Source organism: Pseudomonas sp. CFBP 8758 (assembly GCF_014841725.1).
GTDB classification, from domain to species: domain Bacteria; phylum Pseudomonadota; class Gammaproteobacteria; order Pseudomonadales; family Pseudomonadaceae; genus Aquipseudomonas; species Aquipseudomonas baltica.
In genome coordinates this window covers 315,076-328,597 of sequence record NZ_JACYUK010000005.1, presented here as the reverse complement: position 1 = coordinate 328,597, position 13,522 = coordinate 315,076, and the positions used below count along the sequence as shown (strand labels likewise).

12 protein-coding genes are annotated in these 13,522 nt (G+C 63.0%); 10 read left to right on the top strand and 2 right to left on the bottom strand.

The window, feature by feature from the left end; genetic code table 11:
* The first annotated feature begins 267 nt into the window (after window positions 1-267).
* The 5 genes from IFT75_RS13305 to IFT75_RS13285 all read left to right on the top strand — a co-directional run bounded on the left by IFT75_RS13305 (window position 268) and on the right by IFT75_RS13285 (window position 4,092).
* Window positions 268-1,176 (top strand): LysR substrate-binding domain-containing protein, encoded by a 909-nt coding sequence (locus IFT75_RS13305; protein ID WP_122479995.1) that lies wholly within the window; start codon window positions 268-270, stop codon window positions 1,174-1,176.
* Window positions 1,177-1,490: 314 nt separating this feature from the next.
* Window positions 1,491-1,982: a 5-(carboxyamino)imidazole ribonucleotide mutase gene (gene purE, locus IFT75_RS13300; protein ID WP_122479994.1), complete on the top strand. Its 492-nt coding sequence runs from the start codon at window positions 1,491-1,493 to the stop codon at window positions 1,980-1,982.
* 11 nt (window positions 1,983-1,993) lie between these two features.
* Complete coding sequence (locus IFT75_RS13295; RefSeq protein ID WP_192055146.1) at window positions 1,994-3,076, top strand: 5-(carboxyamino)imidazole ribonucleotide synthase; 1,083 nt, start codon at window positions 1,994-1,996, stop codon at window positions 3,074-3,076.
* A 93-nt stretch (window positions 3,077-3,169) separates the two neighbouring features.
* Window positions 3,170-3,418, top strand: coding sequence for a GlsB/YeaQ/YmgE family stress response membrane protein (locus tag IFT75_RS13290; RefSeq protein ID WP_122479992.1), 249 nt, complete (start codon window positions 3,170-3,172; stop codon window positions 3,416-3,418).
* A gap of 140 nt (window positions 3,419-3,558) precedes the next feature.
* Window positions 3,559-4,092: a DUF3299 domain-containing protein gene (locus tag IFT75_RS13285; RefSeq protein WP_192055145.1), complete on the top strand. Its 534-nt coding sequence runs from the start codon at window positions 3,559-3,561 to the stop codon at window positions 4,090-4,092.
* Between the two features lie 132 nt (window positions 4,093-4,224).
* Here IFT75_RS13285 and IFT75_RS13280 read toward each other — a convergent pair whose 3' ends face one another.
* Window positions 4,225-5,127 (bottom strand): D-hexose-6-phosphate mutarotase, encoded by a 903-nt coding sequence (locus IFT75_RS13280; protein ID WP_185794653.1) that lies wholly within the window; start codon window positions 5,125-5,127, stop codon window positions 4,225-4,227.
* A 51-nt stretch (window positions 5,128-5,178) separates the two neighbouring features.
* Window positions 5,179-5,580, bottom strand: coding sequence for an acyl-CoA thioesterase (locus tag IFT75_RS13275; protein ID WP_043192132.1), 402 nt, complete (start codon window positions 5,578-5,580; stop codon window positions 5,179-5,181).
* Window positions 5,581-5,905: 325 nt separating this feature from the next.
* Between IFT75_RS13275 and IFT75_RS13270 the strand changes: the two genes are divergently transcribed.
* The 5 genes from IFT75_RS13270 (at window position 5,906) to pstB (ending at window position 13,505) form a co-directional block, all read left to right on the top strand.
* Window positions 5,906-7,195 carry an MFS transporter gene (locus IFT75_RS13270; protein WP_122479989.1) on the top strand — a complete coding sequence of 430 codons (1,290 nt, stop codon included), beginning with the start codon at window positions 5,906-5,908 and terminating at the stop codon, window positions 7,193-7,195.
* Between the two features lie 161 nt (window positions 7,196-7,356).
* On the top strand, window positions 7,357-8,355 hold the full coding sequence (locus tag IFT75_RS13265) for a phosphate ABC transporter substrate-binding protein PstS (protein ID WP_192055144.1): 999 nt from the start codon (window positions 7,357-7,359) through the stop codon (window positions 8,353-8,355).
* A 457-nt stretch (window positions 8,356-8,812) separates the two neighbouring features.
* Window positions 8,813-10,846, top strand: coding sequence for an ABC transporter permease subunit (locus IFT75_RS13260; RefSeq protein ID WP_446730960.1), 2,034 nt, complete (start codon window positions 8,813-8,815; stop codon window positions 10,844-10,846).
* A gap of 16 nt (window positions 10,847-10,862) precedes the next feature.
* Complete coding sequence (gene pstA, locus IFT75_RS13255; protein ID WP_192055141.1) at window positions 10,863-12,533, top strand: phosphate ABC transporter permease PstA; 1,671 nt, start codon at window positions 10,863-10,865, stop codon at window positions 12,531-12,533.
* A gap of 138 nt (window positions 12,534-12,671) precedes the next feature.
* Window positions 12,672-13,505 (top strand): phosphate ABC transporter ATP-binding protein PstB, encoded by an 834-nt coding sequence (gene pstB / locus IFT75_RS13250; RefSeq protein ID WP_122479985.1) that lies wholly within the window; start codon window positions 12,672-12,674, stop codon window positions 13,503-13,505.
* The last annotated feature ends 17 nt before the right edge of the window (window positions 13,506-13,522 follow it).

Sequence of the window (13,522 nt, the reverse complement as noted above, 5' to 3'; positions counted from 1 at the left end):
GATAATCTCTGTAGAGGCCCGGCAAGTGCCGGAATGCTTGCAATGCTAGGCCTGTAGCAGATTTGCGGCTAATGCTGATGCTTGCTGGGGTATGCATAATCGGCATAATGGCGCATGTGACGCGCAAGGGTGATCCGGCGTATTCCAATGACGTCGGTGTTGTCCGCCGACGCGGCTTGCGCCGCTGCTACAAGGGATCCCTGTAGCAGCGGCGCGAGCCGCGTCCGGCTGTTACACGCTGCCCGAATCAACGTACCGAGAACCGACATGAACCTGGAAAGCAAATGGCTGGAAGATTTCAGCGCACTGGCGGCCACCCGCAGCTTTTCACAAGCGGCTGAACGCCGCTTCGTCACCCAGCCTGCGTTCAGCCGGCGTATCCGCAGCCTGGAAGCTGCGCTGGGCCTGACGTTGGTGAATCGATCGCGCACGCCGGTCGAGTTGACCGAGGCCGGTCAGTTGTTTCTGGTCACGGCGCGCACGGTGGTCGACCAACTGGGCGAGGTCTTGCGTCATCTGCATCACTTGGAAGGCGGACAGGGTGAAGTCATGCAGGTGGCTGCAGCGCACTCGCTGGCATTGGGGTTCTTTCCGGGCTGGATCGCGAAACTGCGCAACGACGGCCTGCCCATCGCCACGCGTCTTGTGGCCACCAACGTCGGCGATGCAGTGCATGCGTTGCGCGAGGGCGGCTGCGACCTGATGCTGGCGTTCTACGACCCCGATTCGGCGATGCAGATGGACCCTGAGATATTTCCGTCCCTGCATCTGGGCACCACCGAGATGCTGCCCATCTGCGCCAGCGACGCCCAGGGCCAGCCGTTGTTCGACCTGGAAGGCGAGGGCAGCATTCCACTGCTGGCTTATTCTGCAGGCGCGTTTCTCGGGCGCTCGGTGAACCTGCTGCTGCGCCAGCGCAGCCTGCGCTATACCACGGTGTACGAAACCGCCATGGCCGACAGCCTGAAAAGCATGGCGCTCGAAGGCCTGGGGATCGCCTGGGTGCCGCGCCTGAGCGTACGCGCCGAGCTGGCTCGCGGCGAGCTGGTGGTGTGTGGCGGGCAGCAGTGGCACGTGCCGTTGGAGATTCGCGTGTATCGCTGTGCGTTGGTGCGCAAGGCCAATGTGCGGCTGTTGTGGAAGCGGTTGGAGGGTGCGGCGGCGGGCAGCGCCTGACTCGATTCGGCGGTGCTGCCTTCGCGGCCACTGGCCGCTCCTACGCAAAGCCATCGTGTTTCGTGTAGGAGCGGCCAGTGGCCGCGAAGCGTTCACCGCCGATTTCACTGACCTGAAAGTCAACAAACCCGCGCTTCGCAGCCATTTGACGGTCGGTCGAGATGGCTGCAATAAATCTTCATTCTTACGGTATACTGCGCGGCCTTCGGCCGGTCTGTTCCGGCCATTATTCGCATAACGAGCCACGCCGGTCTTCCTGCGTGGCTCGTTGTTTTTTGACGCGCCTGCGGGCGCCCAAGAGAAGAGGCTCGACGATGAGTGCATTGGTTGGCGTGATCATGGGCTCCAAGTCCGATTGGTCCACCCTTAGCCACACCGCCGATATGCTGGAAAAGCTCGGTATTCCCTTCGAGGTCAAGGTGGTTTCCGCCCACCGCACCCCGGACCTGCTGTTCCAGTATGCCGACGAGGCCGAAAGCCGCGGCATCGAGGTGATCATCGCCGGCGCCGGCGGCGCGGCGCATCTGCCAGGCATGTGCGCGGCCAAGACGCACCTGCCGGTGCTGGGTGTGCCGGTGCAGTCGTCCATGCTGTCGGGCGTCGACTCACTGCTGTCCATCGTGCAGATGCCGGCGGGCATTCCGGTCGCCACACTGGCCATCGGCAAGGCCGGCGCGATCAACGCCGCGCTGCTGTCGGCCAGCATCCTGGGCGCCAAGCACCCGCAGTTCCACACTGCGCTGAAAACGTTCCGCGCCGAGCAGACAGACAACGTTCTGGACAATCCCGACCCGCGCCAGGCCTGAGGTTCTTTGACATGAAGATCGGTGTAATCGGTGGCGGCCAACTGGGCCGCATGCTGGCCTTGGCCGGTACCCCCCTGGGGATGAATTTCGCGTTCCTGGACCCGGCGCCCGATGCCTGTGCCGCCCCCCTGGGCGAGCACCTGCGGGCCGACTATGGCGACCAGGATCACCTGCGCCAGTTGGCCGACGAAGTCGACCTGGTCACCTTCGAGTTCGAAAGCGTTCCGGCCGAGACCGTGGCGTTCCTGTCGCAATTCGTACCGGTGTATCCCAGCGCCGACGCGCTGCGCATCGCCCGTGACCGCTGGTTCGAAAAAAGCATGTTCAAGGACCTGGGCGTGCCGACGCCGACGTTCGCCGACATCCAGTCCCAGGCCGATCTCGACGCCGCGGTGGCCAGCATCGGCCTGCCCGCCGTGCTGAAAACCCGTACCCTGGGCTATGACGGCAAAGGCCAGAAGGTCCTGCGCAGCGCCACCGACGTGGCCGGGACCTTCGCCGAACTGGGCAGCGTGCCGTGCCTGCTCGAAGGCTTCGTGCCCTTTACCGGCGAAGTGTCGCTGATCGCCGTGCGCGCACGCGATGGCGAGACCCGCTTCTACCCGCTGGTGCACAACACCCACGAGGCCGGCATCCTGCGCCTGTCGGTGGCAAGCACCGCGCATCCACTGCAGGGGCTGGCCGAAGACTACGCTGGCCGTGTGCTGGAAAAGCTCGACTACGTTGGCGTACTGGCGTTCGAGTTCTTCGAAGTGGATGGTGGCTTGAAGGCCAATGAAATCGCGCCCCGCGTGCACAATTCCGGGCACTGGACGATCGAAGGCGCCGAGTGCAGCCAGTTCGAAAACCACCTGCGCGCCGTGGCCGGGCTGCCATTGGGTTCGACCGCCAAGGTCGGCGAAAGCGCCATGCTCAACTTCATCGGCGAAGTGCCGGCAGTGGCGCAGGTCGCGGCCATCGACGACTGCCATCTGCACCACTACGGCAAGGCGTTCAAGGTTGGCCGCAAGGTCGGTCATGCCACCGTGCGCTGTGCCGATCGCGCCACGTTGCAACGCCAGATCGCCGAAGTTCAGGCCCTTAGCCAGGGTTGAGGAACCATTGCCGACCATCAACCCTCTGATGGCTGTACGCCAAGGCTGCTATCGCAGCTTGGCATCAAGCCTGTTCATATCAGAGGGAATATCATGGGAATCATCGGGACTATCTTCATCGGCTTGATCGTTGGTCTGCTGGCGCGTTTTCTGAAGCCTGGCGATGACAGCATGGGTTGGATCATGACCATTCTGCTGGGTATCGCCGGTTCCCTGGCTGCGACCTACGGTGGTCAGGCGCTGGGTATCTACCGGGCTGGCGAAGGTGCCGGCTTCCTCGGCGCGCTGGTCGGCGCGATCATCCTGCTGGTGATCTACGGCATGGTCAGCAAGAAGCGTTGACTCAACGCGCCTGATACCTGCGGCAGCCCTGCAGGTACCTGACTGGTTGCACCGCAGCCCCCCTCGAGCTTGCCTCGATGGGGGCTGCGTCACGTCTGGGCTGTGGTTAGAATGGCCGACTTTCCACTCTGGGCCCTGCCATGCGCCGACTTCTACTGCTCTGCTTCATGTTCGCCGCAGCCACTGCGCATGCTGAACTGCCGGAAACCGACTGGCTGCAGCTGATGCCCAAGGCCGACCAGCAGGCTTTGGAGCGGATGCCCGAAATCGACCACGACTCACCCGAGGCGCAGGGCACGTTCACCGAAAAGGGTGGCATGAAGCAAGCCAAGGGTCTGCCGGCGGTGATGTATTCCACCAAGACCGTGGCGGCCATGAACGGCAAGGACATTCGCATCGGTGGCTACCCCGTTCCGCTGGAAAGCGATGCCAAGGGCAACAGCACGCTGTTCTTCCTGGTGCCATACCCAGGCGCGTGCATTCACGTTCCGCCGCCGCCGCCGAACCAGTTGATCCTGGTGCGCTACCCCAAGGGGCTGAAGCTGGCCGATATCTACACGCCGTTGTGGGTCACGGGCAAGGTCAAGGTGGAGAAGGTCAGCAACGACCTGGCCGATGCGGCTTATGCGCTGGATGCGCAGAAAGTGCGGGTGGTGAAGGAGTCGGATTTGTGAGTTTATGAGTTTGCAGGTCTGGCCTCTTCGCGGGCAGAGCCCGCTCCCACAGTGGGGCATACAGCGTCCATGTGGGAGCGGGGCGGGCGGCGAGCCCTCTGCCCGCGAAGAGGCCGGACCTGCCTGCAAATATCAAAGCTCTGAAGCTGTAAACCTGACGCCCATGGCACAGGCCGCACCGGGTGCCAGCGTCACTACGTCATCCCAGACGTTCGCCGTCTCGATGCACAGCATGCCCTGCCAACCGTCGTCGGCCATGTCCGGCAAGGCCGTGGCGCGCTCGACCCACGGGTTCCACACCACTGCGCTGCGCGAGCCGGTGGAGGCGAGGGTCACCCGCCGTTGCCAGCCCGGGTCGACGAAACTCAGCTGCGCTGGAGTATTCAGGTAGATCCGGTCGGTTTCGCCGGCAAACCCGAGCACGCCAGCCTGCTGGCGGGGCTGCCAGCCGTCCAGGGTTTCGATGTAGGTCAGGCCGCCTAGGCACTCGACGGTGGCCTGACGCACGTCGCTCACCGCAAAGTAACTGTGCAGCGCCTGGCTCAGGCTGACGGGATGGTCGTCCAGGTTGCGACTGTGCAAGGTGATCTCCAGCGCCTCGCCAAGTACCACGCACAGCCTGACCTCGACCTTGTGCGGCCACCCTGGCAATTCACCGCGAGCTGCCTGCGGCACGCTCAATTCGACCTTGATGCCCGATTCGAGCTGGTCGATACCCAGCAACTCCCAGTCCAGCGTCCGCACCAGGCCGTGGGCAGGTGCCTCGTCGCTGGCGGTGCGCATGGCCTGTACCGCCTCGGGATTGCGCCCAAGGTTGCCGAACCATGGCCAACACACCGGCACGCCGGTGCGAACGGCCTTGCCCGGCTTGTAGAGGGCGGCCGGGTTGGGCCAGATCAGCGGCTGCTGACCGTGACGCTGATAGCTGATTACCTGGGCGCCTTGTTGCGCGATCAGCAGCTCAGCCTGATCGGTGCTGATGCGCCAGCAATTGAGTTCATCGAGCTTGACCGATTCGACCTGCGGCTCAGACATGAAGAGTTCTCGCTATGGGTTCAAAAAGTCGGCTGATGCGCCGGTGGTACATCAGCGCCGCGGTGGTACCGCGCGCGTGCGGCCGCTGCCGTCGATGGCGACGAATACGAAGACGGCCTCGGTGACCTTGCGCCATTCGCTCGACAGTGGATCGTCGCTCCATACCTCGACCATCATCTGGATCGAGCTGCGGCCGATCTCCAGGGTCTGGGTATAGAAGGACAATTGCGCGCCGACGGCAACCGGGACCAGGAACGCCATGCGATCGATGGCTACCGTCGCCACCCGTCCACCGGCCACCTTGCTGGCCATGGCCGTTCCGGCCAGATCCATCTGGGCGACCAGCCAGCCGCCGAAAATATCGCCAAAGCCGTTGGTTTCGCGTGGCAGCGCGGTGATCTGCAAGGCCAGGTCGCCTTGGGGAATGGGATCTTCTTGTTCGAGTTCAATCATGCCGGGGGGGCCTCTGACCCGTGACGCTTTATTGGAGTGGCGCATTGATCGGCGCCAATGACAAAAGCCTACACGGCTTTTCTTTCAACTGGCGCACACAGGGTACCTCTGCGAAATCGGCTACAACGCTAGCTGCGTTTTCGCACAACACCCTTTAATTAAGGCCAGTATATAGGCGCAGAACCGCCATAACGACCGTTCGCTGTCCAATTACTGCGATTGCCAATACAGGCCATGTGCTTTTTCTAGCAATTTGCTATCGTGCCTGCACTGCCAAACCCAAAACAGCAACAAAGCTGTGGATTTGTATATAAGAGAACATCACATGACCGCCGCGCCTTCGAGTATCGCTCCGCCTTCGCGTCCGCTGACCCGCAGTGATTACAAGACACTTTCGTTGTCCGCCCTGGGCGGTGCACTTGAGTTCTACGACTTCATCATCTTCGTGTTCTTTGCGGCGGTGGTGGGCAAGTTGTTCTTTCCTGCCGACATGCCCGAGTGGCTGCGGCTGATGCAAACCTTCGGCATCTTCGCCGCTGGCTATCTGGCGCGGCCGCTGGGCGGCATCATCATGGCGCACTTCGGTGACCTGTTGGGGCGCAAGAAGATGTTCACGTTGAGCATCTTCATGATGGCCGTGCCCACCCTGATCATGGGCCTACTGCCCACTTACGCACAGATCGGCATCTTTGCGCCCATCCTGTTGCTGTTGATGCGGGTGATCCAGGGCGCGGCCATCGGCGGCGAAGTACCCGGGGCCTGGGTGTTCGTCTCCGAGCATGTGCCGGGGCGCAACGTCGGCTATGCCTGCGGCACGCTGACCTGCGGCTTGACCACCGGGATCCTGCTGGGCTCGCTGATGGCCACTGCCATCAACAGCATCTACACCCCGGCCGAGGTTTCGGACTACGCCTGGCGTATCCCTTTCCTGATCGGCGGTGTGTTCGGCCTGGCGTCGGTGTACCTGCGTCGCTGGCTGCATGAAACCCCGGTCTTCGCCGAACTGCAGCAGCGCAAGGCGCTGGCCGCCGAAGTGCCGCTGCGCACGGTGCTGCGCGACCATCGTGGGGCCGTGGCCATTTCCATGCTGCTGACCTGGTTGCTCTCGGCGGGGATCATCGTGGTCATCCTGATGACCCCGACCATTCTGCAGACCCTCTACGGCTTTACCCCCAAGCAGTCGCTGCAGGCCAACAGCCTGGCCATCGTGTTCCTGAGCCTGGGCTGCATCGGTTCGGGCGCGCTGGCTGACCGCTTCGGCGCCGGCAAGGTGTTCGTGGTCGGCAGCCTGGCGCTGCTGGCCACCTCCTGGACCCTGTTCCACAGCTTGCACGCGCATCCCGACTGGCTGTTTCCGCTGTATGCGGTGACTGGCCTGTGCGTGGGCGTGATCGGCGCGGTGCCCTACGTGATGGTCAAGGCGTTCCCGGCAGTGGTGCGTTTCTCCGGCCTGTCGTTCTCCTACAACGTGGCCTATGCCATCTTCGGCGGCCTGACGCCGATGGCAGTGACCCTGCTGATGAAGTCCAATCCCATGGGGCCGGCCTATTATGTGGCGGCGATCTGTGTGATCGGCTTCTTGTGCGGGTTGTACCTGATGGCCAAGAAGCGCTGAATCCGTTGGCCTCGTTCGCTGGCAGAGCCAGCGAACGAGGCCCGCACGGAGGATGATGGCCATTCATCCTACTGTCACAATCCTTTCATAGAGTGTCCCCACGGCCCGCCAATACCGAGCGCCGAGTCAACACCCTTTTCTGGATTTGCTAGGAGCAAGGCATGAAACTCACGCGTTTGATGGCCGCCATGACCTTCGTCGCCGCAGGCGTTGCCACTGGCAATGCGGTAGCCGCCGTCGACCCTTCCATCCCTGCCTACGTCAAGACCACTGGCGTGTCGGGCAACTTGTCCAGTGTGGGCTCCGATACCCTGGCCAACCTGATGACCTTGTGGGCCGAGAACTACAAGAAGGAATACCCGAACGTCAACATCCAGATCCAGGCAGCAGGTTCGGCCACCGCGCCCACGGCGCTGATCGAAGGCACCGCCAACCTGGGGCCCATGAGCCGCAAGATGAAGGACACCGAAATGGCGGCCTTCGAGCAGAAATACGGCTACAAGCCCACGGCCATTCCGGTGGCCGTCGACGCCCTGGCCGTGTTCGTGCACAAGGACAACCCGATCCAGCACCTGACCATGGAACAGGTCGACGCGGTGTTCTCGTCCACTCGCCTGTGTGGCGCCAAGGCCGATGTGAAGACCTGGGGCGAACTGGGCGTGACCGGCGACCTGGCCAACAAACCGGTGCAGCTGTTCGGGCGCAATTCGGTGTCCGGTACCTATGGCTATTTCAAGGAAGAGGCCCTGTGCAAGGGTGACTACAAGCCCAACGTCAACGAGCAGCCAGGCTCGGCCTCGGTGGTACAGTCGATCAGCAGCTCGCTCAATGGCATTGGCTACTCGGGTATCGGTTACAAGACCGCCAGTGTGAAGACCGTGCCGCTGGCCAAGAAAGGCACCAGCGAGTTCATCGAAGACACCGAGGAAAACGCCCTGAACGGCAAGTATCCGTTGTCGCGCTTCCTCTATGTGTACGTCAACAAGGCGCCGAACAAGCCGCTGGCGCCGCTGGAGGCCGAGTTCGTCAAGCTGATGCTGTCCAAGCAGGGCCAGGAAGTCGTGGTCAAGGATGGCTACATTCCCCTGCCGGCCAAAGTCGCCGCCAAGGCCCTGGCCGACCTGGGTCTGAAGGAAGGCGCAGACGTCGCCAAGCAATAAACATCGCCACCCCGTAGGAGCGGCCAGTGGCCGCGAAACGAGCGCCGCGGCACACCTGATGCACCGCAGTGACAGGTTCGCGGCCACAGACCGCTCCTACGGGATTAACCTACATCCATTCGCCGACGGCCTTGAGCCGGCCGGCGTTTTTGTCGCGTCACCTCATTGTCATGTTTCTGTCATACAGGATCGCTAGGGTGTGCGCATGAACGATCTGGCCAATTCCCCGATGACCCCGACTTCTCCACCCAAGCGCATCGATTTCAACACGCCCGAGATGCAGCGCAAGCGGCGTATTCGCGCGCTCAAGGATCGCTTCACGCGCTGGTATGTGTTGGTCGGTGGCCTGGCCGTGCTGGCCGCGATCACCTTGATCTTCTTCTTTCTCGCCTACGTGGTGGTGCCGCTGTTCAAAGGCGCAGACCTGACGGTCGAGCCGCCGCTGCATCCCGCTTGGCTGCAGGATGCCGGCAAGCCTCTGGTTTATGCGCTCGAAGAGCAGAACGAGGCGGGCATGCGCGTCTCGGAGCAGGGCACGGCACTGTTCTTCAATGCTCATACCGGGGAAGAGCTGTCGCGCACGGCGTTGCCGATTCCCGCCGGCGTGACCGTGACCGCCAGCGCCAAGGACCAGCCAGGTGCGCCACTGGTGGTACTGGGCCTGTCCAACGGCCAGGCTCTGGTGTTTCGCCACACCTACCGGGTGACTTACCCGGGTGGCAACAAGACCGTCACCCCGGCGATCGAATACCCCTACGGCAACGCTCCCATCGAGCTCGACCCCCAGGGCCGCGCGCTGGAGCGGGTGAGCATCAATGCCAGCGATTCCAGCCTGATCCTGGCCGGCTCGACCGGTGACCAGCTCCACGTGCTGCAGCTCACCCGCGAAGAAAACATGATGACCGGCGAGGTCGCCAACGAGCAGAAGCGCATCGAGCTGCCGCAGATGAACCAGGCGGTAAAGGCGATCTTCATCGACCCGCGCCAGCAGTGGCTTTACGTGATCAATGGCCGTGCCCAGGTCGATGTTTTCAGCCTGCGCGACCGCAGCATGAACGGCCGCTACAAGCTCAGCGAAAACGCCGACACCCAGATCACCGCCAGCGCCCAGTTGGTCGGCGGTATCTCGCTGATCATCGGCGACTCCAGGGGCGGCCTGGCGCAATGGTTCATGGCTCGCGACGAAGACGGCGAACCACGCCTCAAGCAGATCCGTACCTTCCAGATGGGGCACGCGCCGATCATCCAGATCAGCTCCGAACAGCGGCGCAAGGGCTTCACCGCCCTGGATGCATCCGGCCAGCTGGGGGTTTTCCACAGCACGGCGCACCGCACCCTGCTGGTCGAGCCCGTGGTCGACGGCGCGGGTATCTACGCCATGGCGCCGCGGGCCAACAAGCTCATGGTCGAAGCCAACGGCGCGTTGCAGCCCTTGACCCTGCACAACCCGCATCCGGAAGTTTCGTGGAGCTCGATGTGGAGCAAGGTCTGGTACGAAAACTACGACAAACCGGCCTATGTCTGGCAGTCGACCGCAGCCAACACCGATTTCGAACCCAAGATGAGCCTGGCGCCGCTGACGTTCGGCACCTTGAAGGCAGCGTTCTACGCAATGCTGCTGGCCGCGCCGCTGGCCATTGCCGCAGCGATCTACACCGCCTACTTCATGGCCCCCGGCATGCGCCGCAAGGTCAAGCCGGTCATCGAGCTGATGGAAGCCATGCCCACGGTGATCCTCGGCTTCTTCGCCGGCCTGTTCCTGGCACCTTATGTCGAAGGTCACCTGCCCGGTATCTTCAGCCTGCTCCTGCTTACCCCGCTGGGCATCCTGAGCGCAGGTTTCGTGGTCAGTCGCCTGCCGGAGTCGATCCGCCTGCGCATTCCGGACGGTTGGGAAAGCGCGATCCTGATCCCGGTGATCCTGCTGGTGGGCTGGTTTGCGCTGTACATGAGCCCGTTCCTGGAAACCTGGTGGTTCGGCGGCGACATGCGCCTGTGGATCAGCAACGACCTGGGCATCACCTACGATCAGCGCAACGCCTTGGTGGTCGGTCTGGCCATGGGCTTCGCGGTCATTCCGAACATCTATTCGATTGCCGAAGATGCCGTGTTCAGCGTGCCCCGGGGCCTGACCCTGGGTTCGCTGGCGCTGGGCGCCACACCCTGGCAGACCTTGACCCGGGTGGTGATTCTGACCGCCAGCCCAGGCATCTTCTCGGCGCTGATGATCGGCATGGGCCGGGCCGTGGGCGAGACCATGATCGTACTGATGGCCACCGGCAACACACCGGTCATGGAAATGAACCTGTTCGAAGGCCTGCGCACCCTGGCGGCCAACGTCGCGGTGGAAATGCCCGAGTCGGAAGTAGGCGGCAGTCACTACCGCGTGCTGTTCCTCTCGGCCCTGGTGCTGCTGTTGTTCACCTTCGTCATGAACACCGCGGCCGAGCTGATTCGTCAGCGCCTGCGCAAAAAGTATTCATCGCTTTGAGAAAAGGTAGCCAGCTGTGAAGCAGAACTCCCTGAAAGGCTGGTTCAAGAGCGGCTCGCCCGGCGTATGGCTGAGCGGCGGGGCCGTGTCCATCGCGGTGATCATGACCCTGGGGCTGCTGGCGGTGATCGCCGTGCGTGGCCTGGCACATTTCTGGCCGGCCGACCTGATACACGCCAGCTACAACGTGCCGGGAATGGCCAACCACCTGGTCATCGGCGAAATCGTGCAGAAGGAAGAGGTGCCGCGCGAACGTCTGAAAAGTGCCGGCCTGCCGGTGCCGGACAGCGGCCCCGAACTCATGACCCGCGAGCTGGTCAAGGTCGGCAACCGCGACATCAATGGTGCCGATTTCACCTGGATCGTCGGCGACTGGTTGGTCGAGCAGAGCACCCCGCCCGAGCTCATGGCGCTGGAGCGGCGCGAGTGGGGCAATTTCTATGGCTACCTGGTCAATATCAAGGAACAAGGCAAGGTCGTGGCCGAGGGCGAAACTGCCTGGCCGGAACTGCAAAGCCGCATCACCCGGGTCAGCGACCTGGCGGAGGCACTGAGGCGGCTGGAGAAGTCCGATATCGGCAAGGTCAACGCCGGCCTGGAAAGGCTGCGCCTGCAGGCCCGCCGACTGGAGCTCGAAGGCCAACTCTCGCCTGTGGCGCAGGCCGACATGGACGCCGAGCGCGCCGAGCTCGACGCGAGTTACAAAGACATCGAAACCCGCCTGGGCGCGCTGCATGCCCAGGTCAATCGCGACAGCGTCACGGTGCGTGACGCCAACGGCAAGGAAATCGAGGTTCAGCTGGGCCAGATCGTCCACGCCTATCAGCCCAATGCCATGAATACGCTGACCAAGCTGGGTTTCTATTTCAGCAAGATGTGGGAATTCCTCAGCGATGACCCGCGCGAAGCCAACACCGAGGGCGGGATCTTTCCGGCCATCTTCGGCACGGTGATGATGACCCTGATCATGGCCGTCATCGTCACGCCGTTCGGCGTACTGGCGGCGGTCTACCTGCGTGAGTACGCCAAGCAGAATACCTTCACGCGTCTGATCCGCATTGCGGTGAACAACCTGGCGGGTGTACCGGCCATCGTCTATGGCGTGTTCGGCCTGGGGTTCTTCGTCTATGTGCTCGGTGGCTCGCTCGATCGGCTGTTCTTTCCCGAGGCCCTGCCGGCGCCGACCTTCGGCACGCCGGGGCTGTTGTGGGCGTCGCTGACCCTGGCCCTGCTGGCGGTGCCGGTGGTGATCGTGGCCACCGAGGAGGGCCTGGCACGAATTCCGCGGACCGTGCGCGAGGGCTCGCTCGCCCTCGGCGCGACCAAGGCGGAAACCCTGTGGAAGATCGTCCTGCCCATGGCCAGCCCGGCAATGATGACCGGCATGATCCTGGCCGTGGCCCGCGCTGCTGGCGAGGTGGCGCCGTTGATGCTGGTGGGTGTGGTCAAGCTGGCGCCGTCGCTGCCGCTGGACGGCAACTACCCGTACCTGCACCTGGACCAGAAGATCATGCACCTGGGCTTTCATATCTACGACGTCGGTTTCCAGAGCCCCAACGTGGAGGCCGCGCGACCGCTGGTGTATGCCACCGCATTGCTGCTGGTGCTGGTGATCGCTACGCTGAACCTGTCGGCGGTGTGGATTCGTAACCACTTGCGCGAGAAGTACAAGGCGCTGGACAGTTGAGGGGTGTTTCAGTGATGGCCCCTTCGCGGGCAGAGCCCGCTCCCGCAAGGGCGGTGAGCGCTCCGCCCGCGAACAGCTCATCACAGCCCCCGGAATATTCCAACGTTGAACCGAATTTGACAGCCTCTGGAGTCTGCCATGCAGCATGAAAACCCATCCCATGGCATCAACCTGTCGGCCCTGGGGCGCGACAAGCAGAGCCTGAACCTGGCGAAAGAGACCGTGGCCATCGAAGTGCCCGGCCTGAGCCTGTTCTACGGCGACAAGCAAGCGCTGTTCGACATCGGCATGAACATTCCCAAGCAGCGCGTGACCGCCTTCATCGGCCCGTCGGGCTGCGGCAAGTCGACCCTGCTGCGCACCTTCAACCGCATGAACGACCTGGTCGATGGCTGCCGCGTACAGGGTGCCATCAACCTCTATGGCCACGACATCTATAGCAAGGGCGAGGACGTCGCCGAGCTGCGTCGCCGTGTCGGCATGGTGTTCCAGAAGCCCAACCCGTTCCCCAAGACCATCTACGAGAATGTGGTCTACGGCCTGCGCATCCAGGGCATCAACAAGAAGCGCATCCTCGATGAAGCGGTCGAGTGGGCGCTCAGGGGCGCAGCCTTGTGGGACGAGGTCAAGGACCGCCTGCACGAGTCGGCGCTGGGCCTGTCCGGCGGCCAGCAGCAGCGTCTGGTGATCGCCCGCACCATCGCCGTCGAGCCCGAGGTACTGTTGCTCGACGAACCGTGCTCGGCGCTCGACCCGATTTCCACGCTCAAGGTCGAAGAGCTGATCTACGAGCTCAAGTCCAAGTACACCATCGTCATCGTGACCCACAACATGCAGCAGGCCGCGCGGGTGTCGGACTACACGGCGTTCATGTACATGGGCAAGCTGGTGGAGTTCGGCGATACCGACACGCTGTTCACCAATCCCGCCAAGAAGCAGACCGAAGACTACATTACCGGTCGCTACGGCTAGGGCTTCGCAGCGGTTGC

Coding starts and splice junctions, on each gene's coding strand:
- IFT75_RS13290 (WP_122479992.1), top strand. CDS start 3,170: ATGGGAATCATCGGGACTATCTTCATCGGCTTGATCGTTGGTCTGCTG.
- IFT75_RS13285 (WP_192055145.1), top strand. CDS start 3,559: ATGCGCCGACTTCTACTGCTCTGCTTCATGTTCGCCGCAGCCACTGCG.
- IFT75_RS13270 (WP_122479989.1), top strand. CDS start 5,906: ATGACCGCCGCGCCTTCGAGTATCGCTCCGCCTTCGCGTCCGCTGACC.
- purE (WP_122479994.1), top strand. CDS start 1,491: ATGAGTGCATTGGTTGGCGTGATCATGGGCTCCAAGTCCGATTGGTCC.
- IFT75_RS13295 (WP_192055146.1), top strand. CDS start 1,994: ATGAAGATCGGTGTAATCGGTGGCGGCCAACTGGGCCGCATGCTGGCC.
- pstB (WP_122479985.1), top strand. CDS start 12,672: ATGCAGCATGAAAACCCATCCCATGGCATCAACCTGTCGGCCCTGGGG.
- IFT75_RS13275 (WP_043192132.1), bottom strand. CDS start 5,580: ATGATTGAACTCGAACAAGAAGATCCCATTCCCCAAGGCGACCTGGCC.
- IFT75_RS13280 (WP_185794653.1), bottom strand. CDS start 5,127: ATGTCTGAGCCGCAGGTCGAATCGGTCAAGCTCGATGAACTCAATTGC.
- IFT75_RS13305 (WP_122479995.1), top strand. CDS start 268: ATGAACCTGGAAAGCAAATGGCTGGAAGATTTCAGCGCACTGGCGGCC.
- IFT75_RS13265 (WP_192055144.1), top strand. CDS start 7,357: ATGAAACTCACGCGTTTGATGGCCGCCATGACCTTCGTCGCCGCAGGC.